Annotated in this window: 18 protein-coding genes; 10 read left to right on the top strand and 8 right to left on the bottom strand. The window is 65.8% G+C overall.

Annotation, left to right across the window (positions count from 1 at the left end):
- Window positions 1-6 precede the first annotated feature (6 nt).
- Entirely contained in the window at window positions 7-1,236 is a 1,230-nt protein-coding gene (locus tag ABIB56_RS01980) for a permease (RefSeq protein ID WP_354567158.1), read from the top strand.
- 58 nt (window positions 1,237-1,294) lie between these two features.
- A complete protein-coding gene (locus ABIB56_RS01975; RefSeq protein WP_354567156.1) occupies window positions 1,295-2,014 on the top strand; it encodes a response regulator transcription factor in 720 nt (239 codons plus the stop codon).
- Here the strand turns inward: ABIB56_RS01975 and ABIB56_RS01970 are convergent.
- The 4 genes from ABIB56_RS01970 to ABIB56_RS01955 are packed head-to-tail and all read right to left on the bottom strand — an operon-like array spanning window position 2,011 to window position 6,735.
- Entirely contained in the window at window positions 2,011-4,671 is a 2,661-nt protein-coding gene (locus ABIB56_RS01970) for an FtsX-like permease family protein (protein ID WP_354567155.1), read from the bottom strand. The genes ABIB56_RS01975 and ABIB56_RS01970 overlap by 4 nt on opposite strands.
- Window positions 4,668-5,405, bottom strand: coding sequence for an ABC transporter ATP-binding protein (locus ABIB56_RS01965; RefSeq protein ID WP_354567154.1), 738 nt, complete (start codon window positions 5,403-5,405; stop codon window positions 4,668-4,670). The genes ABIB56_RS01970 and ABIB56_RS01965 overlap by 4 nt, the downstream gene beginning before the upstream one ends.
- Window positions 5,405-6,106 carry an ABC transporter ATP-binding protein gene (locus ABIB56_RS01960; RefSeq protein ID WP_354567153.1) on the bottom strand — a complete coding sequence of 234 codons (702 nt, stop codon included), beginning with the start codon at window positions 6,104-6,106 and terminating at the stop codon, window positions 5,405-5,407. The genes ABIB56_RS01965 and ABIB56_RS01960 overlap by 1 nt, the downstream gene beginning before the upstream one ends.
- Window positions 6,103-6,735: a hypothetical protein gene (locus tag ABIB56_RS01955; protein WP_354567152.1), complete on the bottom strand. Its 633-nt coding sequence runs from the start codon at window positions 6,733-6,735 to the stop codon at window positions 6,103-6,105. The genes ABIB56_RS01960 and ABIB56_RS01955 overlap by 4 nt, the downstream gene beginning before the upstream one ends.
- Window positions 6,736-6,852: 117 nt before the next feature.
- Between ABIB56_RS01955 and ABIB56_RS01950 the strand changes: the two genes are divergently transcribed.
- Window positions 6,853-8,148 carry a sensor histidine kinase gene (locus ABIB56_RS01950; protein ID WP_354567150.1) on the top strand — a complete coding sequence of 432 codons (1,296 nt, stop codon included), beginning with the start codon at window positions 6,853-6,855 and terminating at the stop codon, window positions 8,146-8,148.
- 45 nt (window positions 8,149-8,193) lie between these two features.
- Here ABIB56_RS01950 and ABIB56_RS01945 read toward each other — a convergent pair whose 3' ends face one another.
- Window positions 8,194-8,499, bottom strand: coding sequence for a DUF427 domain-containing protein (locus ABIB56_RS01945; RefSeq protein ID WP_354567149.1), 306 nt, complete (start codon window positions 8,497-8,499; stop codon window positions 8,194-8,196).
- Window positions 8,500-8,558: 59 nt separating this feature from the next.
- Window positions 8,559-9,095, bottom strand: a complete 537-nt coding sequence (locus ABIB56_RS01940; protein ID WP_354567147.1) for a 2-phosphosulfolactate phosphatase — start codon at window positions 9,093-9,095, stop codon at window positions 8,559-8,561.
- A gap of 65 nt (window positions 9,096-9,160) precedes the next feature.
- Here ABIB56_RS01940 and ABIB56_RS01935 point away from each other — a divergent pair, with 65 nt between their 5' ends.
- The 4 genes from ABIB56_RS01935 to ABIB56_RS01920 all read left to right on the top strand — a co-directional run bounded on the left by ABIB56_RS01935 (window position 9,161) and on the right by ABIB56_RS01920 (window position 13,636).
- Window positions 9,161-9,628 carry a hypothetical protein gene (locus ABIB56_RS01935; RefSeq protein ID WP_354567145.1) on the top strand — a complete coding sequence of 156 codons (468 nt, stop codon included), beginning with the start codon at window positions 9,161-9,163 and terminating at the stop codon, window positions 9,626-9,628.
- Between the two features lie 52 nt (window positions 9,629-9,680).
- Window positions 9,681-10,295, top strand: coding sequence for a DUF1684 domain-containing protein (locus tag ABIB56_RS01930; protein WP_354567144.1), 615 nt, complete (start codon window positions 9,681-9,683; stop codon window positions 10,293-10,295).
- Between the two features lie 327 nt (window positions 10,296-10,622).
- Window positions 10,623-12,179 carry a DEAD/DEAH box helicase gene (locus ABIB56_RS01925; RefSeq protein WP_354567143.1) on the top strand — a complete coding sequence of 519 codons (1,557 nt, stop codon included), beginning with the start codon at window positions 10,623-10,625 and terminating at the stop codon, window positions 12,177-12,179.
- 227 nt (window positions 12,180-12,406) lie between these two features.
- Window positions 12,407-13,636 (top strand): hypothetical protein, encoded by a 1,230-nt coding sequence (locus tag ABIB56_RS01920; protein WP_354567142.1) that lies wholly within the window; start codon window positions 12,407-12,409, stop codon window positions 13,634-13,636.
- A 148-nt stretch (window positions 13,637-13,784) separates the two neighbouring features.
- Here ABIB56_RS01920 and ABIB56_RS01915 read toward each other — a convergent pair whose 3' ends face one another.
- Window positions 13,785-14,324 carry an NUDIX hydrolase family protein gene (locus tag ABIB56_RS01915; protein ID WP_354567141.1) on the bottom strand — a complete coding sequence of 180 codons (540 nt, stop codon included), beginning with the start codon at window positions 14,322-14,324 and terminating at the stop codon, window positions 13,785-13,787.
- A gap of 57 nt (window positions 14,325-14,381) precedes the next feature.
- Entirely contained in the window at window positions 14,382-14,774 is a 393-nt protein-coding gene (locus tag ABIB56_RS01910; protein WP_354567139.1) for a DUF5684 domain-containing protein, read from the bottom strand.
- A gap of 126 nt (window positions 14,775-14,900) precedes the next feature.
- Here ABIB56_RS01910 and ABIB56_RS01905 point away from each other — a divergent pair, with 126 nt between their 5' ends.
- The 3 genes from ABIB56_RS01905 to ABIB56_RS01895 all read left to right on the top strand — a co-directional run bounded on the left by ABIB56_RS01905 (window position 14,901) and on the right by ABIB56_RS01895 (window position 20,977).
- Window positions 14,901-19,550, top strand: a complete 4,650-nt coding sequence (locus ABIB56_RS01905; protein ID WP_354567138.1) for an ATP-dependent helicase — start codon at window positions 14,901-14,903, stop codon at window positions 19,548-19,550.
- Window positions 19,543-20,319 carry an Fpg/Nei family DNA glycosylase gene (locus tag ABIB56_RS01900; RefSeq protein WP_354567137.1) on the top strand — a complete coding sequence of 259 codons (777 nt, stop codon included), beginning with the start codon at window positions 19,543-19,545 and terminating at the stop codon, window positions 20,317-20,319. Before ABIB56_RS01905 ends, ABIB56_RS01900 begins: the two co-directional genes overlap by 8 nt.
- A gap of 61 nt (window positions 20,320-20,380) precedes the next feature.
- Window positions 20,381-20,977, top strand: a complete 597-nt coding sequence (locus ABIB56_RS01895; RefSeq protein ID WP_354567136.1) for a hypothetical protein — start codon at window positions 20,381-20,383, stop codon at window positions 20,975-20,977.
- Window positions 20,978-20,984: the final 7 nt, after the last annotated feature.

Genomic DNA, 20,984 nt, shown 5'->3' with positions numbered 1-20,984 from the left:
CATTGCATGATCATCTGGGAAGCAATTGGCAATGCTCTTGCCATCGCGGGTTCGATGGGATGGCAGATTCTCTGGCCCCTCGTGCTCGGATTCACCCTGTCAGGGGTGATCCAGGCGGTCGTTCGCAAGGAGCGAATCGTTGCTCTTATGCGTGATGACTCTCCTCGCTCCCTCTCGATTGCGGCGGCTCTCGGCGCTGCATCTTCGTCGTGCTCTTATGCTGCCGTCGCCCTTGCGCGGGCGTTGATCAGAAAAGGCGCCAACTTCACTGCCGCGATGGCGTTCGAGATCGCATCCACGAACCTGGTACTTGAGCTCGGGCTAATTTTGGCATTCGTGATGGGCTGGCAGTTCACCTTGGCCGAGTTCATCGGCGGCCCGTTCATCATCCTGTTTGTCGCTCTGGGATTCCGGATGTGGATGCGCGGCCGGATTGTGGATGCCGCGCGGGAGCAAGCCGACAAAGGCGTCGCCGGATCGATGGAGGGTCACGCCGCGATGGACATGTCCGTCACTGCAGAAGGCAGCTTCTGGAAGCGACTGTTCTCCCGCGCCGGCATCACCTCGGTGTCGCAGTACTTCGTAATGGATTGGGCAGCCGTCCTCCGCGACATCCTGATCGGTTTGCTCATCGCCGGGGCGTTCGCCGCCTGGGTTCCGAAAGCCTGGCTGCAAGCGATCTTCTTCGTCCATGACCCGACCGTGGCGTTCATCCTCGGGCCACTGATCGGACCGCTGATCGCGGTCATCAGCTTTGTGTGCTCGGTCGGCAACGTGCCCCTCGCCGCAGTCCTCTGGAATGGTGGCATCAGCTTCGGCGGAGTCATCAGCTTCATCTTCGCCGACCTGATTATCATCCCGATCATCCTCATCTACCGGAAGTATTACGGCACGAAAGCAGCACTGCGCATCACCGCGATCTTCTACGGCGCCATGGTGCTCGCCGGCTATGTCGTCGAGCTGATCTTCACCCCGCTGCACCTCGTCCCCACCGACCGGCACCTCTCGATCATCGACGCCGGAATCAGCTGGAACTACACCACCTGGCTCAACATCGTCTTCATCATCATTGGGCTGGCCTTGCTGGTGGTCTTCTTCCGCAGCGGCTCCGGCAGCATGCTCAGAATGATGGGTGGCTCACCCGACCCTGGACATGATCATTCCCGCGACGACCACTCCAGCCACCAAGGCCACGCCCAACGACCCACCGACTCGTCGGACCCGCACCAACCGTAAGTCGACCAGCATCGCCGCGCGCAGTCTGTTCTCATCCTCTGCTCGATAGGCTCCCGATATGCCCACTGTTCTTGTAGTCGAGGATGACCCGACGATCGGTTCCTCGCTGCAGTCCGCGCTGGGCGCTGCTGACTACCAGGTCACCTGGGAAAAGACAGGCTTTGCGGCGATTGAGCGAGCCCGGACCGCCCCGCCCGACCTCGTGTTGCTCGACCTTGGCTTGCCCGATGTCGACGGGTTGACGGTATGCCGGGAACTGAGGATGATCCTGCCGGCGTCGGTGATCGTCGTGCTGACCGCTCGTCGAGAGCAGATCGATATCGTCTCCGGCCTCGAGTCAGGCGCAGATGATTACCTGCTCAAACCATTCAGCCTCGTCGAGATTCTCGCTCGCGTGCGCGCGCACCTGCGGAGGTCAGGGAAGGCGGACTCAGACCTCGACGAACAACTCGTGCTCGGGGCGCTGGCGATTGACGTATCTGCGCGTCGCGCAACGCTCGACGGTCATGAAATCGAGCTTCGAGCACGCGAGTTCGACCTCCTGGTGCGTCTCGCTCGCCATCCGGGTGCTGCGGTCAGTCGCGAGACCCTGATGGCTGACGTGTGGGATGCGAATTGGTTCGGCTCGACCAAGACTCTCGATGTGCACGTTGCCTCTCTGCGTCGTCGACTGCGCGAGGTGTCGCATACGTCTGGACTGGAGGACCCTGCTCGTGCGCCCGACATCACCACCCTGCGCGGGCACGGCTATCGCCTCGACACCGGTCGGCCGATCTAGAGCTCTCGAATCGTCTCGATGGCGGGGCGGTGCGCTGTGCGCGCGGACCAGATAGCTCCCGCCACAATGGCGACGATCGCAATCACACCGGCCACGATCAGGTAGCTCCATGGCACCGTCAGGGCGGCAGGCGGCGGGTCGAACACACCGGTCAGCACCGATGCCAACATGTGCGAGAGCACAGCGCCAAGGACCACGCCGGCGATGGTGCCCCCGATGGCAACGACGGCTGCCTCGGCGAGCACGAGCGCTCTGAGCTGTCGGCGCCGTGCTCCGAGAACCGTCGCGATGGCGAAGGTGCGCTTGCGTTCGGACTGGCCAAGTACAAAGAGCAGCCCACCGGATGCTGCAGCGATGAGCAGGGCGAAGGTAAGTTCGACGCGCGTCAGCCCGCCGAGGTCCACCGATGTGAGACTGGAACCGACCGAGGATCGTGCGGCCCCGATGGACGTTACCGTCGCGCTGGTGCCGAGGCCGTGCCTGAGGGAGTTCGCCACGGCATCCGTTCCCCTTCCCCCCGTGTCCACCAAAAAGGAACTGACCGAACTGTCGCCGGTCTGCGAGGAGATATACGTTGCGTTCGCGACGAAGAAGCTGTCCTTCGGCGCGGTCGGAAACTCGTTGGCCACGCCCACATAGTGGAAAGGCACGGTCACGAGCGACTGTGTGGTCGCGTTCTGCAAACGGAGCCTGATGAGATCGCCGGGATGCAGCTGGAAGTCCTTCACCGTTTCTGAACTGACCAGGATCGCGTCCGGCTGGGCCGCGAGCTTCGCCATCAGCTGTTCCGCAGTGCCACCCTGGAAATACGCATCCTGAAGGAGCGTCGCCTTCGTGATGCTCGAGGCGCGGACGCCGAACAGGTCTTGGAGGTCGCTTCCGACATAGGCGTATCGATGTTGGAGCGGCTCGACGGCCCCTACACCGGGCACCTTCTGGATTGTCGTACCCGCGGACACAGGAGTGTGCGACCCGGGAGGCTCGGTGATGGCGATGTCCGCTCCGTTCGTGAGTCGCGCGTCGACCTCGGCCTGGTGCTGGTAGGTGGAGTTGAACACCGACGTGGAGATGGCGAACGTGAGCGCAAGAGCGAACATGACTGCACCTCGAGCGAGAACGGGGCTGGTTCGCGACATCATGTGCGAGCTGGTGTGGGAGAGACTTCCTGTGATGGGGCGGATGAGCCGGGCAACGGTTCCCTGACGGCGACGGAGCACCGAGCGGTAGATCCGCCAGATAAGCAGACCCGCACCGACCCAGAACAGAGCGGGTCCGAAGAACGCCCAGTAGTTCACCTGGATTGAGGCGACTCCTTCCGGTGCCAGAACCAGCGAATAGCCGTCCTGGGTGGTGATGCTGAAGACGGCAGCGGATACCGCCAGCAGGATTAGGTCGAGCCAGATTCTGGCCCACCACGGCGTGTGGTCGCGGGACAGCTGCGCGCGCGCTTGGCTGACGATGACCGTCCGAAAGTCTCGAATGGCGGGGATGACGACGGCGCCAACCGCGATGCCCAACCCGATGAGGAATGCGCTGAGGGGCCAGATCGTCGCACTGACCGGCGATTGGCCGAATCCGACAGTGCCGAACGATATGGCACCGACGAGCGCTGCGACCGCGAGGCCGACAGCGCCTCCGATGGTCCCGACGATCAGCGCTTCGCTGGCGACAAGTCGACCGACGAGCCTGGCGCTCGCACCACGCGTTCTGAGCAGGGCTTGCTCACGTCTGCGGCGATCCCTCCCTGAGGTGGCGACTGCAACGGTGAGGAGGCCGGCGAGAACGGCGCCCGGCAACCCGAGGAAGAGGAAGAGCACCGTTGCGTAGCCGGAGTCTCCACGTGCCGCTCCCAACGCTGCACCGAGGTTATCTCCCACCTGGCCCGACCCGGCGAGAGTGGCTTCGAGGTTGTGGGCCGCCGACGTGATGTCGACATATGACACGGCAGGATCAGCCGCCAGCGCGTGGCTGTGCGCAGCGTGAATCTGTATTGACACCAACTCGGGATGAGCGACGGTGAGAGCGGACGAGATCTCGCCGTAGGTGCCTGAGGGAACGAGAAGCACGTTGTCCGGGGGCGCGAGGGGTTGGGATTGTGCAGGCGCTCCGACCGTTTGGAACAGCGAGTTGGCCTGGGGTAGATCGATCACACCAGCGACTGTGACAGCGATAGGTGTAACTCCTTCAAGCCCTATGGTCACAGAATCACCAGGCATCACGTGAAGGTTCGCCGCGGTCTGCTGGGCGATCAGCACACCGTTGTGGGTGCCCGACAGGAATCGAATTTCGCCGGGAAACGCTGCGGCATATCCGGTCGGCAGTCCGAGAATTATCGCCGGTCCGGTGGTCTGGGAGGTGCCGTTCGACGTGGCGCTGAGACCCGTGCTGTGGGCGAAACCGACCGGAAGTGCCTTGGTCACTCCGCTTGCCGCTCGGGTCTTGGTTGCCACCGCGCCCGGGTCGGCGTTCGGTGCGACCTGAACCTGCCAGTCGACGGCCACCCCGGATGCTGCCCGGGCGGTCATCGACGACTGTGCTGAGGCGATGAACGATCCGAGGCTCGCGATCATTGCCACCGCGATGGCGACTCCGGCCGCAGTCGCGGCAAGACTGCCGAATCGCCGCCGAAGCAGCCCTTGAATCCATAGTGTGATCACGGTCGGTCTCCCTCGCTGTCGTGGTGAGGGGTCGCGCGAAGCTCCCCATCCTGCATCAGCCATCGCTCCGAGAGTTTGCCCGCGACCTCCGGGTCGTGGGTCGTGATCACGAGGCCCGCTCCCAGCCGATCGGCTGCTTCGATCAGAACGTCGATTACGTGGCTGCCTGTTTCTCTGTCGAGTTGCCCGGTCGGTTCATCCGCGAGTATCAGCCGAGGGCCGGCAGCGAGCACCCGCGCGACAGCGATTCGTTGTGCCTGGCCTCCGGAGAGCTCGTCAGGGAGCCGAGCCGAAAGCCAGCCGAGGCCAAGAGCTTCCAGGGCCTCGGCTGCTCGACGTTCCGCCTCAGCGTCAGACACTCCCTGAATAATCAACGGCAACGCCACGTTTCCCAGCGCGTCGAGCGAGGGAATGAGGCTCGGCCCCTGAAAAACAACACCGACGGTGCCTGGAGACCCTCCCGGAGTGCCGCCGAATGCCGGCCAGGAGATCGTTCCGCTGGTGACCGACTCAAGTCCTGCCATCAGGTGGATCAGGGTGGACTTGCCGGAGCCCGATGGCCCCATGATCGCCAGTCGCGAATCCCGCCGCACCTCGCAGGTGACCTGCGTCACGGCAACCACGGCGGTCGGGCCACTGCCGAAGGTGTGGGCGATGTCGGCGCATCGAACGACCACATCGGTCGCAGGCCGAGCATCGGCCAGGTGGAGCGGTGTGGGTGTGGGTGTGGACATCAGCGGATCCGCCCGTCTTCAAGCTCGATGACACGGTCGGCGACGGCGACAACGTGCGGGCTATGGCTGACGAGGAGGATCGCGCATCCGCGATCCGCATGCGCCCGTAGCAGGTCGAGAAGTCGCTGTTCGGTATCGCCGTCCAGCTCGCCGGTCGGTTCGTCGGCGAGAAGAAATACCGGGTCGTTGGCCAGCGCCACAGCGAGACCCGCGCGCGCTGCTTCACCGCCGGACAGTTGTGACGGCAATGACCGCGTTCGGTCGGCGAGGCCGACTCTCGCCACGATCTCCCGGGGAGCCGGAGACGGTGAGCTGCGGGGAGAGAGCCGCTGCGCGAGCTGCACGTTCTCCTCCACCGTCAGGTGAGCAAAAAGGTTGTTGGATTGAAAGAGCACACCGATGCGATCCGCTCGCAACGCTGCGCGCTCGGACTCGGGGCGGGCGCTCATCCGTTCGCCCGCAATGCGAACCGTGCCGGCGGTCGGTTCGTCGAGGCCAGCCAGGCACGAGAGGAGCGTCGATTTTCCGGACCCGGATGGCCCGGTCACGGCGACGATTTCGCCGGCATCGACATGAAGGCTCACCCCACGAAGCGCAAGCGTCTCCTCTTCGCCCGAGCGGAAGAAACGATAGAGAGCAACAGCATCGAGCGACCGAGCGGTGGATGAGGAAACCGGGGCATCCGACAGGACAGCGGTCACTTGGTCAACCAGACGAATGAGCCGGTCACTTTCGCCCATGGATCGACGTTGTCTGATCCCTGAGGCGAGGTGAGCGTGACGGTCACCCGCGTGCCGGCCTTCCAGAAGAGATACTGTTCGACATCGTTGCGCACAACGGATCCGGTGACCTGATTGACGGCCGAATCCGACTGGAATGTGATCAGTACGCCGCTGCCCCCCGGACGGGTGAACGCGGCGACCTTCTTCAGGGAGAAATTGCCGCCCGACGACTTGAGAGCGGCAACTTCGTTCTGGGTCGCCGAGGCCACAGTCGGCGCTGTCGCCGATGTCGCGGAACGAAGAGCGATGATGTTCAGCTTGTCGGCGAAGACCGTTGCTCCGTCGGCGGTCGACTGCGCCCAGCCTTCGGGGACCGTGACCGAGAAGGCTCCCGTCGGGTCGGTAAATGGCACATAGGCCTGATTGTCCGGAATATCCCCCGATGGACTCACTTCTGTCGCGTGTGGTGCAGGCGCGCCCGATGTCGGCTTCGCTGGCGTCGTAGCGGATTGTGCGCTGCATCCGCTCAGTGCGAGGGCTGCCAGAAGAACGGCTGCCCCGACGATAGGGATCAATTGCAATCGCTTCGATGTACGCTGTGCTGCCATGAGAGCCTCCAGGACGCGGATGAGAAATCTTTCCTCAACGCTAAAGTGGGCGCGGTTAGCGGCGGTGACCCCGATGGTTAGCGCAGGGCAAAATTTTCCTGTGAGGGTGCCGATCAGATGAAGCGCGGCATCCTGCGTGTGGCCGTGCTGAGCGCGAGCGTTGCTCTCGCGCTCTTTCTGGTGCCCCTGGGCTTCGCCGTCATGAGCCTGTCGCTGGCTGATGCGAGGTCGAATCTGGAAGATCAGGCATTGCACGCAGCGCTCACCATCGATCCGCTCTTCTCGAAGTCGGACAAGACCGAGATTCCCCAGCCCACCGCAGGCCAACAACTTGCGCTCTACGGTGTGAACGGCTCGCTCGTCGTCGGCACCGGGCCGAAATCCGGTGATGCGGCGGTATCCGCAGCCCTCGCCGGTCGAACTGCACCCGAGACGGTCGGCGGCTCACTCGTGGTCGTCGTACCTATCGCATCCGCGGAGTCGGTCAGCGGTGTGGTGCGCACGGCCCTTCCCCTCTCAGCCGTCTGGACCCGAATCGTAGGCTTCTGGGTGCTCCTGATCCTCGGTGCGAGCGTTGCCCTTGCCATCGGTGCGGGCGCAGCCCGATCGCTCGCGCGTCGGATCGTTTCACCGATGCAGGATCTCGCGCGTGCATCTCAGGCGCTCGGTGACGGGGATTTCGGCGCCCGCACGACGCTGTCCGGGCTCGCGGAAATCGACGCTGCCGGCGCCGCGCTCAACGCCACCGCCGTGCGACTCAGCGCCGCCATGGCGCGTGAACGCAAACTGACATCCAACGCCTCCCACCAGCTTCGGACACCGCTCACCGGTCTGCGTGCGCTACTGGAAGGCGCGCTGCACGATACTCACGCGGACCTGAGGCAGACACTTCGCCAGGGAATCGAGCGAGCGGATGCCCTGGAGATCACCATCGACGAAATCATCCGTCTGGGGCGGGGCGCGGCCGGCGGTTCATCGTGCGACGCGGCCGCACAGGTCGAGGAAGCACAACGCCGGTGGAATGGTGGTTTCGCGAGTCGAGGTAGACCGCTCCGGGTAGCGATCAAGCTGGAGAATGCCCGGGTAGCGGCAAGCGAACCGGCGGTACGACAGGTGATCGATGTGCTGCTCGACAATGCGCTTCGTCACGGAAGTGGGGATGTACTCATCAGGCTGCGCGACGCGCACGGCGCGGTGGCGATCGATGTGCGGGATGACGGCTCATCCATCGATGCCCGCACCGACCCGTTCGTCGACGGGTTCTCTAGCGATGGAGGAACGGGACTCGGCCTGCCGCTCGCGAAGCTGCTGGTGGCCGATGCGGGGGGAGAATTGCTGCTCACCGCGCGCACGGCGAAAACCCAGTTCACCATCATCCTTCTGGCTGCCGCGACCAGCCTTCCCAGCAACTGAGGAATCGGATCGTCACCGAAAGGCGAACCTTTCGTCGAGATCCTGCTACTCGGTGACCTGAACCTCTTTCCAGAAGGCCACATAGTTACTGAAGTCTTTGCCCTCTGTGCGCTCAAAAGCGGTGGGGTAGGGGGTCGGGTAGCTCCAGGCGCGATCCTGGAGCAGTGCGTCGCCGTCCTTCACGCTGAAGTACTGGCATTCGCCCTTCCACGGGCAGGTGTACGGGGTCGCACTGTCGACGAGGAAGTCCTTGTTGACGCTCTCCGGCGGAAAATACCAGTTGCCCTCGATCTTGATCAGGTCGTCATTGGCCGCTTCTGCGATCACAGTGTCGCCGAGTAGTGCCTTCATTGCATCCTCCACATTGTCAGGCCGCCTCCGAGTGAGAGCTTCGCCTGTTTCGCCCAACGTTAGGCGTGCAGGTCGAATTCCCCCACCGGCTGAACCTCGGAGGAAACATCCAGTTCGATCGCCGCCTCGATGTCGGTACGCCTGCCATCCGCAACGAGCGTGCGACCGCTGGCTGAGGCTCCGATCAGGTGGCCCGTCGCGTTGCGAAGGCCGGTGAATGCGGCGGCGGCAGCGGCAGCCTCCGGCGAGCAGTAGTCGATGCCGAGATCGGCCAGCGCATCGATGATGGCGCCCGCAGCCAGCAGGTCCTCGACAGCGAAGCGCGGACCGCCTCCGGCCCATCGCTCGCCCGCGGCGACAATGGCGACCATGAACCGCTCGCCCCTGCCGCCCTGCTGCGCGAGCACCCATTCCGCGACGGCCCGTCGGTTGCGGAGGGATCCGCGCACAACAGGCACCTCGGATTCGACGGCCGTGCTGCCGTCGGCGTCGAGCACATCGACCCAGACCGCGACATCCGCAGCTTCCCCGATGGCCTGCAAGCCGTCGACGCCCCAATCGAAGCGAACCTGGTACTGGGTCTGGCCGTGAGTCACGATTCGACGATAGTCGACGGCAACGGCGCGTTACGCTGCGCGACATGCAGTGCGAGACTGAGGCGATGAGAGTGCTCCTCAAACTCGTTCTCGACTGCCCACCGGATGCCGCGTGGGCCGCAATCCGCAGTCCAGGGGTCTTTCGTGCCGTCTCGGCACCGTTCACGACCTTCACGTCGCTCGCCGCGCACGGCTTCCCGGAGTCATGGCCGGAGGGAGACCACTACGTGATGGCCAGGGCGTTCGGGGTGCTGCCCATCGGCGAGCAGGCGATCTCCCTCTCCTATCGGGAGCGCAGCGACGGGGTACGGCTGATGCGCGACAACGGCCACGGAGTGAGCGGTGCGCTCGCAATCGTCACGCGGTGGCAGCACACGATGGCCGTCGCTCCGGCTCAGGGTGACCGCACGCTCTACCGCGACCAGCTCCTGGTGAGTGCCGGGATCGCGACGCTGCCGCTCTGGCTGTTCTACTGGAGCTTCTGGCAATGGCGGGCGATCCAGCTGCGTCGGCTGGCTCCCACCTGGCGCTGACCGCAACAAGCCCCACGTGCCCGATTGTGCCAACGCGAGCTAGCGTGGGGACATGACTGCTTTCGAGGTCGCCGACTGGCGGCGCCGCGTATTCGCCCTCTACGCCGAAGTGCGGGCAGCGAGGGATATTGTCGCGGCCCACGAGTTCTGGCGGCGCGAACGGGACATGCTGTTCGTCGAGCATCCGTCCAGCCCCCTGCTGCCCGAAGACCTCGAGGTCTTTGAAGGACTCCCCGTCGAACCCTACGACCCGACCTGGCGTTTCGAGGTCGGGGTGAAGCCGGCCGCACCGCGACACATGGATTTCGAGACCGGCACCGACGGCATCGTGCCATTCGATCTGATCGGTATCGCCGAGGTGCCCGGTGTGGGCAACCTCGATGTCTGGAAGCTGGGCAGCTACGGCGGCGGCATATTCATCCCGGTGAAGGATGCCCTCTCCCGCCAGCCGGGCGGTACCTACGGCGGCGGCAGGTACCTTGTCGACACCATCAAAGGTGCGGACCTCGGACAGGGCGCGGCACCCGACTCCCTCATCCTGGACTTCAACTTCGCCTACAACCCGTCCTGCGCCTACGACCCCGCCTGGGCCTGCCCGCTCGCCCAGCGGGGCAACACCGTCGTGGTGGAGATCCCGGTCGGCGAGCGCTATCACGGGCAGTACTGACGCACCGTCCACGAGTCGTCGAACCTGGTTCCATGCCCGCTCTTTTCGAGCCAACAATGACGACTCGCGGATCGCAGGGCGCGCACCACGGCCGCCGCACACGGTCGCAGCGCACGCCCGGATGCTATGCTGGAGTCACTTGTGAGTTCACGACGAACTCCCTGCGTCGTTGAACGCCCCTGTACCAGCTGAAATCCGGTTCTCACCGGTCACTGCAGGCTCGTAGAAACTTTCTCCGGCGAACGGATGTGGCCATCGCCACCTTCGCCATTCATCACACGATTATTCGTGTCGATACCGATGCCCTGAAAGGCACCACCAATCTCCATGTCTGAAACCATTACAACCTTCGGTGCGCTAGGCGTGCCACAGCCGCTCGTCGCGAAGCTCGCGTCGACCGGCATCGATTCCCCTTTCCCCATCCAGGTCGACACCCTGCCCGACACCCTCGCCGGCCGCGATGTGCTCGGTCGCGGTAAGACCGGGTCCGGCAAGACCCTCGCCTTCGCGCTGCCGATGATCGCGCGCCTCGGCGGCAAGCTCGCCGGCGGCCAGCGTCGTCCGGGTCGCCCGCTCGGCCTCATCCTCGCCCCAACCCGTGAACTGGCCACCCAGATCACGACCGCTATGGAGCCGCTGGCTTCCGCCTACGGCATCAAGATCACCACGATCTTCGGCGGCGTCTCACAGCAGCGACAGGTTGCGGCACTCAAGGGCGGCATCGACATCGTCGTTGCCTGCCCCGGCCGACTTGAAGACCTCATGAAGCAGGGCTTCGTCTCGCTGGATGCCGTCGAGATCACCGTTCTCGACGAGGCAGACCACATGGCCGACCTCGGCTTCCTGCCCGTCGTCACCCGCATCATGGACAAGACCCCGAACACCGGCCAGCGCATGCTCTTCAGCGCCACCCTGGACAACGGCGTCGACCGTCTCGTGAAGAAGTACCTCCACAACGAGGTGCTGCACTCTGTCGATGAGGCGACCAGCCATGTCTCGGCTATGACCCACCACGTGTTCGAGGTCGACTCCGTCGATGCCAAGAACGAGCTCATCAAGAAGCTCGCCTCGGGCACCGGTCGCCGCATCCTCTTCATGCGCACCAAGCACCACGCCAAGAAGCTCGCCAAGCAGCTCACCGACGCCGGTATCCCCTCCGTCGACCTGCACGGCAACCTTTCCCAGCCGCAGCGCGACCGCAACCTCGCGGCGTTCGGCAGCGGCGAGATCCGCGTACTCGTGGCGACGGATGTCGCGGCGCGCGGTGTTCACGTGGATGACATCGAGCTCGTGATCCACGTCGACCCACCGGCAGAGCACAAGGCCTACCTGCACCGCTCAGGACGCACCGCCCGCGCCGGCAAGGAGGGCGAGGTGGTCACGATAGTGCTGCCGACCCAGCGCAAGGACACCGCCGCGCTGCTGCGCAAAGCGGCCATCACCGTCACCCCGCAGCACGTGACCGCAGCCTCGGATGCCGTCACGGCACTCGTCGGCGAGGTCGCCGCCTGGGTCAAGCCAGCACCGCGAGCCGAGCCGCAGCGCCAGGGCGCACCGCGGTCCGGCGGGCGCCAGTCGCAGGGGGGTCGCGCGGGAGGACAGGGCCGCTCGCAGGGCGCCAACGCGCAGCGCAAGCGCGCCAACCGTGACGGTGCCGCATCCGGCCAGCCGCGCGGGGAACGCTCAGGCGCATCGAGCTCAGGCGGATCGCGCAACTTTTACAGCACGGCGAGCGGGGAGGGCGCGACATCCGCTGCACCTCGCTCCGGTGATCGTTCGGGCGCGCCCCGCACGGGCGGCGCGAACCGCGCCGGCTCCGGTGGCGGCCTCGTCGGCATGTCGCAGGGTGGTGGCGGCGGACGTCGTCGTAACGGCTCGCGCTGACCTGCAGCCAGGTAGTTCGCTAGCTTTCAGTGGCTCAAGGGGCCCTCGCACTTCGGTGCGGGGCCCTTCTCTCATCCGCGCGGTGGTCTGTTGTCCGCGCGGATGTTGTAACCGCAGCGCGGAGAACAAATCCCCGCGCGGTCGAGGCGCTACTCGCTGAGTGGGCCCCGTCGGCGCCCGGGAATAGCTAATATCGTGGGAATAGCTCGCTCACGGGAGGCGCCACCATGGCTGACGACAGCACCGAACCACCGCAGCCGCCAGACTCAGGAACGCCCGCCGCTCCGTCACCGTCACCGTCACCGGCGCCGCCGCCGCCGATTGAGGCTGGCAGCAGCCCACTCCCCCCACAGGTCCCGGGCCAGCCGCAGTTCTCGGTCCCACCGCAGGTCCCGGGCCAGCCGCAGTTCTCGGGCCCCCCTCAGCTCCCCGGCCAGCCGCAGCCTGTAGCGCCCGGGCCGCGGCGCGGCCTTGGACTCGGCGCGATATTCGGGATCGTCGGCGGGGCGATCGCGCTGCTGGTTGTCATCGTCATTGTCGTGGCCGTCGTTATCGTGCCGCGTGTCGTAGGCGGCAGCGTTCCCAACGCCGGCCCGAGCGAGGTGCTGACCGCCTATCTCAAGGCGGTCGCGGCATCGGATGCTAAGACAGCCCTGTCCTACATCGAGGACGCGAACAAGCCGCACGACACCACGCTGCTCACCGACTCGGCCCTGCGTGCGTCGAACAAGCTCGGCGCTATCAAGAGCATCAAGGTGACGAACCCGACGAAGAGCAGCGGCTTTGTCGACCTGGTGGCGCGGTACACGATCGGCGGCGCCCCGGTCACCGCGAAGTTCACCCTCAACGACCTGAACGGAAAGTGGAAAGTCGAGACCGGTCCCGCTGGCCTCGACCTCAGCAGTCGCCTGCAGGGCCTCGACCTCACGCTGAATGGCACAAAGATCAGCGACGGCAAGGCGATAGTCTTCCCCGGTACCTACGTGCTTGCGACCACGTCGAAGGACTTCGCCATCGGCAGCACGTCGAAGATTGTCGTGCCGGACGGTTTTGCCCCCACCAGCGCCGAAGGCCCCACATTGTCACTCAGTGACGAGGGACTGACCGCGCTCCGTCAGGCCGTCGCCACCGCGGTCGCGCCCTGCATCGCCTCGAAGTCACTGACCGCCGGATGCGGGCTCGACCTGCCGGCGACTCTGTCCGACGGCACGCAGTTCGAAGACGGCACAATCATTCGCACGCTCAGCGGCGACGCGCAGAGCACCCTCGCGGGGCTGAAGCCCAGCGACAATCTGACCGACATCCGCAAGATTTCCAGCGAGCCGATCGGCGGCATCGACGCGAAAGGCACCTGCACCAAGAACGGGACGCACGGCACCTGCAGTGTCTTCTTCGGTCCGAGCCTCGGCGCAGCCACCGTCGACTTCACCACCGACCCGCCGACTGTCCGTTGGTAAAGGCGACTGACTGCGGAGCTTGCGGGACTTACTCCGTAACGAAAAAACAGGCGTCTCCGACGTGACACGCAGGGCCATCCTGACGAACCGTCTCACCACCGTCGCTCCGTCGTTCTGTTTCGAGCTATCGAAACCCGCTTCGTAACGTCTAGAAAAGAGCGCCGACCGAGGCGAGGCCGGCGCGGAGCAGTGAGCCGCGTCCGCCCTCCATTTCGGCGGAGATGGAGTCGGATGCGGCCTCCTCGGGCGTCATCCAGGTGAGCTCGAGAGCGTCCTGCCGCGGCTCGCAGGTGCCGGTCACGGGCACCACGTAGGCGAGGGAGACGGCGTGCTGGCGGTCATCCGTGTACTGCGAGCCGGGGAAAGGAAAGTACTCGGCGACGGTGAACGGCACCGGGCTGGCCGGAAGCAGCGGGAAGGCCATCGGCCCGAGATCCTTCTCGAGGTGGCGGAACAGCGCGTCGCGAATGGTCTCGCCGTACATCACGCGCCCGGAGACGAGGGTGCGGGTGATGGCCCCGGCGGCGTTCGCCCGCAGCAGGATGCCGACCTCTGTGACCTGGCCGATCCCGTCGACTCGCACCGGTAGTGCTTCGACGTAGAGCAGTGGGAGGCGGCGGCGCGTCTCGGCGAGCTCCTCATCGGACAGCCAGCCGGAATTGGGGTCGGGGGTGCCAGTGGAAGCCATGCTCCATTGTCACTTAACAGGCTGCGACCCAGCGGCGCGGCGCGGCGCGAGCCGTTCTCAGGCGCGCACGACTGTGCGCGGATCCTGATAGGTGCTCGATCCGAACGCGAGTATCAGGTAGCCGATGATCGAGACGAGCCAGAGCAGGAAGAATCCGAAGACGCCACCCTTGCCGAAATTGCGCGCCAGATGTACGGAGAAGACGATGGAGATGATCCACCCCACGATGGGGATCCAGATGAGCAGCACCCACAAGCCGGAGTGACCGGAGACCTGGATCAGCACGAAGATGTTGACGATCGGGATGAGCGCGAGCCAGCCCGGGCGACCCGCCTTCGAGAAGATCCGCCAGAGCAGAATCGCCATAATGATGTAGCCGATGATCGAACCTGTGGTCGTGGTGGTGGTCTGCTCCGAGTTCATCTGGAAGTTGTAATCCACTGTTGCCACCTAGGTATCCGGCCGCGCTGATTCGCCCCCGTGCCTGAATCCTACTGAAACGAACGGGATGGAGCTCCGGATGCGTCAGGCACACGGTGAAACTGTTGTGACAGTGGTGCAGAGGATGATGGACTGATGGCGAATCCGCTCGAGCGATTCTCCCCGGCGACCAGGGAGTGGTTTTCCGGCGCCTTCGCAGCGCCAACGGATGCACAGGTCGGCGCCTGGCGCGCTATCTCCGATGGCTCCCACGCATTGGTCGTCGCACCGACCGGGTCGGGCAAGACGTTGGCCGCCTTCCTCTGGGCCATCGATCGTCTTTCCTCGACCCCCGTACCCGACGACCCGAATCGCCGCACCCGCGTTCTCTACATCTCACCGCTCAAAGCGCTCGCCGTCGATGTGGAACGCAACCTCCGCTCACCCCTCGTCGGGGTGACCCAGACTGCCAAACGGCTCGGGATGCAGCCTCCGGAGGTCACCGTCGGAGTGCGCTCCGGCGACACCACCTCCGCCGACCGGCGGCTGCTGCAGCGGCAACCGCCGGACATCCTGATCACCACGCCCGAGTCGCTTTACCTGATGCTCACCGCCTCGGCGAGGGAGACGCTGCTGGGCGTCGAGACGGTGATCATCGACGAGGTGCACGCCGTCGCGTCAACCAAACGCGGCGCGCACCTCGCGGTGTCGCTCGAGCGGCTCGACATGCTGCTGGAGAAGCCGGCGCAGCGCATCGGACTGTCGGCGACCGTTCGACCCCGCGAAGAGGTAGCACGCTTTCTCGGTGGCAGCGCGCCCGTCGCGATCGTCGCCCCCGTTTCGACCAAGAAGTTCGACCTGACCGTGGTGGTGCCCGTCGAGGATATGACCGAGCTTGGTACGGCGCCGGTGCTGGAGGGTTCGGCAGCAGGTAACACGCCACAGGGGTCGATCTGGCCGCACGTCGAGGAACAGATCGTCGACCGTATCCTCGAGCACCGGTCCACCATCGTGTTCGCCAACTCGCGGCGCCTTGCGGAACGACTGACCGCACGGCTCAACGAGATCTACGCCGAGCGGATCGAGCAGCCTGAGCTCATTGGTGCGCTCGCTGAGCCTGCCGAAGCCTCGACGGCGGCCATCGACAAGCCGGCCCCCTTCGACAAGCTCAAGGCAGGACCGCCAGCCCAGATGATGGCGCAGGCTGGCCAGACCTCCGGAGCTTCGCCACTGCTCGCACGGGCGCACCATGGCTCGGTGAGCAAAGACCAGCGCGCGATGATCGAAGACGATCTCAAGTCGGGCAGGCTGCGCTGCGTCGTCGCCACGAGCTCGCTCGAGCTCGGCATCGACATGGGAGCCGTCGACCTGGTCATCCAGGTCGAATCGCCGCCCTCTGTCGCGAGCGGACTCCAGCGGGTTGGTCGAGCCGGGCACCAGGTGGGCGAGGTGTCGCGCGGCATCATCTTTCCGAAGCATCGGGCCGACCTCATCCATTCGGCGGTTGCAAGCGAGCGGATGTCTGCCGGGCTGATCGAGGCGATGGCCATCCCGCAGAACCCGCTCGATATCCTCGCCCAGCAGACCGTCGCTGCCGTGGCTCTCGATTCGATCGACGTTGACGAGTGGTTCGATGTCGTGCGTCGCAGCGCACCATTCTCCACGCTGCCACGATCGGCTTACGACGCGACACTCGATCTGCTGAGCGGCCTCTATCCTTCCGACGAGTTCGCCGAGCTTCGGCCACGGGTGGTCTGGGATCGTGTGAGCGGCAGACTCACCGGTCGGCCGGGCGCCCAGCGTCTCGCGGTGACCTCCGGCGGCACGATCCCGGACCGCGGGCTCTTCGGGGTTTTCATGGTGGGCTCGACCGAGGGTGGCAAGGCTCCCGCCAGAGTTGGCGAACTCGACGAGGAGATGGTCTACGAGTCCCGGGTCGGCGACGTCTTCGCGCTCGGCGCGACGAGTTGGCGCATCGAAGACATCACCCACGACCGTGTCGTCGTCTCGCCGGCCTTCGGGCAGCCGGGCAAGGTCCCGTTCTGGAAGGGCGACGGCCTCGGCCGCCCAGCCGAACTGGGGCGTGCAATCGGCGAGTTCACCCGCGAGATCTCCTCAGCCAGTGATGAGGTCGCGAGGGCGAGAGCTCTCACCGGCGGCCTCGACCCGCGCGCGGTCAACAACCTGGTCGCCTTCATCGACGACCAGAAGAAGTCCACCGGTCACGTACCGACCGACCGCACACTCGTGGTTGAACGCTTCCGCGACGAACTCGGAGATTGGCGCGTCGTCTTACATTCCCCATACGGCATGCAGGTGCACGCGCCCTGGGCTCTCGCCGTCGGGGCTCGCATCCGCGAACGCTTTGGGCTCGACGGGGCTGCCATGGCGAGCGACGACGGAGTCATCCTGCGCATCCCTGACACCGAGAGCGAACCGCCTGGCGCGGAACTCTTCGTCTTCGAATCCGCCGAACTGCGGGACATCGTCACCGAGGAGGTCGGAGGATCCGCGCTCTTCGCGGCCAGGTTCCGCGAGTGCGCGGCCCGCGCGCTACTGCTGCCGCGCTACAACCCCGGCAAGCGGTCGCCGCTCTGGCAGCAGCGTCAGCGGGCATCCCAGTTGCTGGATGTGGCGCGCAAATACCCCAGTTTTCCGATAGTTCTCGAAGCGGTGCGAGAGGTTCTCCAGGACGTCTACGATCTGCCGGCGCTCACCGACCTGGCCGAGCAGATCGAGAGCCGTCGCATCCGTATCGTCGAAACCGAGACCGAACAGGCCTCGCCCTTCGCCCGGTCGCTGCTCTTCGGCTACGTCGCCGCCTTCATGTACGAGGGTGATTCTCCTTTGGCCGAACGCCGGGCCGCAGCGCTCTCGCTCGACCCGACGCTGCTCGGTGAATTACTCGGTCGCGCCGAACTGCGCGAACTGCTCGACCCCGGTGTCATCGAACAGACCGAACTGGAGCTGCAGCGACTCGCCCCCGACCGCAAGGCCCGCGACGCAGAAGGCATCGTCGACCTGTTACGCATGCTCGGCCCGATGTCGGAGCCCGAGATCGCCGAGCGACTGGCGCCGGTCGCCGAGCCATCCGTCGCTGAGCCTGTTGAAGCACCCCTCCGACAGCCGCAGGCGGCGAGCACGCTCACCGCCTGGCTCGGCGAACTCGAGAAAGCCAACCGCATCTGGCGCGCTGGCGGCGAACGCTGGGCCATCATCGAGGATGCCGGCCGCCTGCGCGACGCGCTCGGCACGCCGCTCCCCATCGGCATCCCCGCAGCCTTCGTCGAGCCTGTGGAGGATCCGCTCGGCGACCTGGTGAGCCGCTACGCGCGCACCCACGGACCATTCTCGCTGGGTGCCGTCGCCGAACGGTTCAGTCTCGGCACCGCTGTCGTGCTTGACGCGCTGCGCAGGCTGGCAAGCCAACGGCGGGTGACAGAGGGCGAGTTCCGCCCGAACGGCACCGGCAGCGAGTGGTGCGACGTGGAGGTTCTTCGTCGGTTGCGCAGTCGTTCCCTCGCCGCCCTGCGCCAGGAGGTCGAGCCCGTGGACGCGGCAACGCTCGGGCGGTTCCTGCCGGCCTGGCAGCACGTCGCCGAGCCGCTGCGCGGGGTCGACGGCCTCGCCACTGTCATCGACCAGCTCGCTGGGGTCGCGCTGCCGGCATCCGCCTGGGAGTCCCTTGTTCTGCCGTCGCGAGTCAAGGACTACTCGCCGGTGATGCTCGACGAGCTCACCGCGTCAGGCGAAGTGATCTGGTCGGGTGGCGGGGCACTTCCCGGCAGCGACGGCTGGATGAGCCTGCACCTCGCCGAGACCGCGGCCCTCACCCTGCCGGAGCCCACCGGTGCCGAGACAACGGAGTTGCAGCGCACGGTGTTGGCCAGTCTGGCCGGGGGCGGCGCGTACTTCTTCCGCCAGCTCTCCAATGCCGTCGGCAGTACCGATGACCGCGAACTGGCCACCGCGCTGTGGGATCTCGTCTGGTCGGGCCTCGTGACCAATGACACGCTCGCCCCGCTGCGCTCCTATCTCGGCGGCAGGGCCAGCAAGCCACGGACCGCCCCGCGCACCCGCGCCTATCGCGGACGCGCACGCCCCGTCATGCCAGCGCAGGCCGGTCCGCCGAGTGCCGCCGGTCGCTGGTCACTGCTTCCCCTCGCGGAACCGGATACCACTGTGCGCGGCGTCGCCACCGCGGAGCTGCTCCTCGAGCGCTACGGCATTGTCACCCGCGGAGCCGTCGTGAGCGAGGGCATTCGCGGCGGTTTCGCCCTGGCCTACCGGGTGCTCAGCGGATTCGAGGAGACCGGGCGCGCCCGTCGCGGTTACTTCGTCGAGGGTCTCGGTGCCGCCCAGTTCGCCACCGGTGCCACTGTCGACCGACTGCGCTCCTTCGCCCGCGAGCCCGACTCCGAGCGGCCGCCGGTCACGATCACTCTCGCCGCCACCGACCCGGCCAACCCCTACGGCGCGGCCCTCCCCTGGCCGCAGAATCCGGTCGCCGCCGATGAGAAGAAAGGGCATCGACCCGGCAGGAAGGCCGGCGCGCTGGTGGTGCTCGTCGATGGATCCCTCGCCCTCTATGTGGAGCGCGGCGGCAAGACCATGCTCACCTTCGGCGCCGACGAACGCGCACTCACGGCATCCGCGGAGTCCCTCGCCACGACTGTCCGGCGCTCGCTGGCGCGACTCAAGGTGGAACGCGTCGATGGCGAGTTCGTGATCGGGACCGTGCTCGGCGACGCTCTCGTCGAGGCCGGATTCAGCGCGACCCCGCAAGGGCTGAGGCTGCGTGCCTGAGGGCGACACCGTCTACCGCACGGCGAAGAACCTGAACGCGGTGCTGGCCGGTCGGGTGCTGACGCGCTGCGACATCCGGGTTCCGGCGTTCGCGACTGTCGACCTCACCGGAGAAAGGGTCGATGAGGTGGTGAGCCGCGGCAAGCATCTGCTCATCCGGGTCGGCGAGCACAGCATTCACAGCCACCTCAAGATGGAAGGATCGTGGCACGTCTACCGGCCGGGTACCCGATGGCGACGACCGGAGTGGCAGGCACGGGTGATCCTCGCCAACGAGGAGTGGACAGCCATCGGGTTCCAGCTCGGACTCCTCGAAGTCGTGGCCAAGGGCGACGAGCAGAGCGTCGTCGGCCACCTCGGACCAGACCCACTGGCTGTCGACTGGGATGCGGATGAGGCGCTGGCGAGACTCACCGCCGATCCGTCCCGTGCGGTCGGGCTCGCACTTCTCGACCAGCGGATCATCGCCGGACTCGGCAATGTCTACCGGAACGAGCTGTGCTTCCTGCGCGGCGTGCTGCCGACGCGGCCGGTCGGCGAGGTCGTCAATCCGGAGAAGCTCGTCACGCTCGCCCAGCGACTGATCGACTCGAACAAGGACAGGGTGGATCGCACCACCACCGGCACCCTGCGGGGAGCAACGGACTGGGTGTATCGCCGCGAGGGTCAGCCATGCCTGCGCTGCGGCACAGCCATCAGCCATGGGCGCCTCGGCGATACGGAACTCGAACTGCGGGACATCTACTGGTGCCCCCGTTGCCAGACCTGACGGAGTCTCGCGATCCCGATAGGGTGTGAGCAACACTCGTTCGATTCGCAGGGGGACACCAATGACCACGCTCATTCCAGCGCGAGAGTTGCCGCCGGAGAATCTCGTTCGCGGCACCCTGTTCGCCCTGCTCGCGGTACCGATCGGTGTCGTGCTGTGGGTGGTCATCTGGAGTTTCGGATTCGTCTCCGCGATCGCCGCTTTCGCCGTGGCGGCGGCTGCCGCCTGGCTTTATCGCAAAGGCTCCGGCGGCCGCGTCAGCACAAAGGGCGCGGTCCTGATCTCGGGCGTCGTGCTGGTGACCCTGCTGCTCAGCTTCTACTGCGGGCTCGTCACTGACTATGTGCGGGCAATCGCCGACGCAGCTGACCTCACCTGGATCCAGGCCTTCACACATCCGCTGTTCTGGACGGCCTTCGGCGAGGACTTCGGTGCCCTCCTCACGTCCAACGCCGTCGTGCTGATCCTCTCCCTGGCCCTTGGTGTGCTCGGCGCTTTCTCGGTGCTGCGCGTCGCCTTCGCGACCTCGAAGCAACCAGCCGGCATCGCGCCCATGATCCAGGATCCGCCCTTCCCCGCGACGCCTTCCGCTCCCCAGGTGAACTCCGGTTCCTCCGGAACGCTGAACGGTGGCGCTAACCAACCCGACACAATCTGACCGCAGG

The organism is Glaciihabitans sp. UYNi722, assembly GCF_040549465.1.
In the GTDB taxonomy this organism is placed as follows: Bacteria; Actinomycetota; Actinomycetes; order Actinomycetales; family Microbacteriaceae; genus Lacisediminihabitans.
This window is presented reverse-complemented; position numbering and strand designations above follow the sequence as displayed.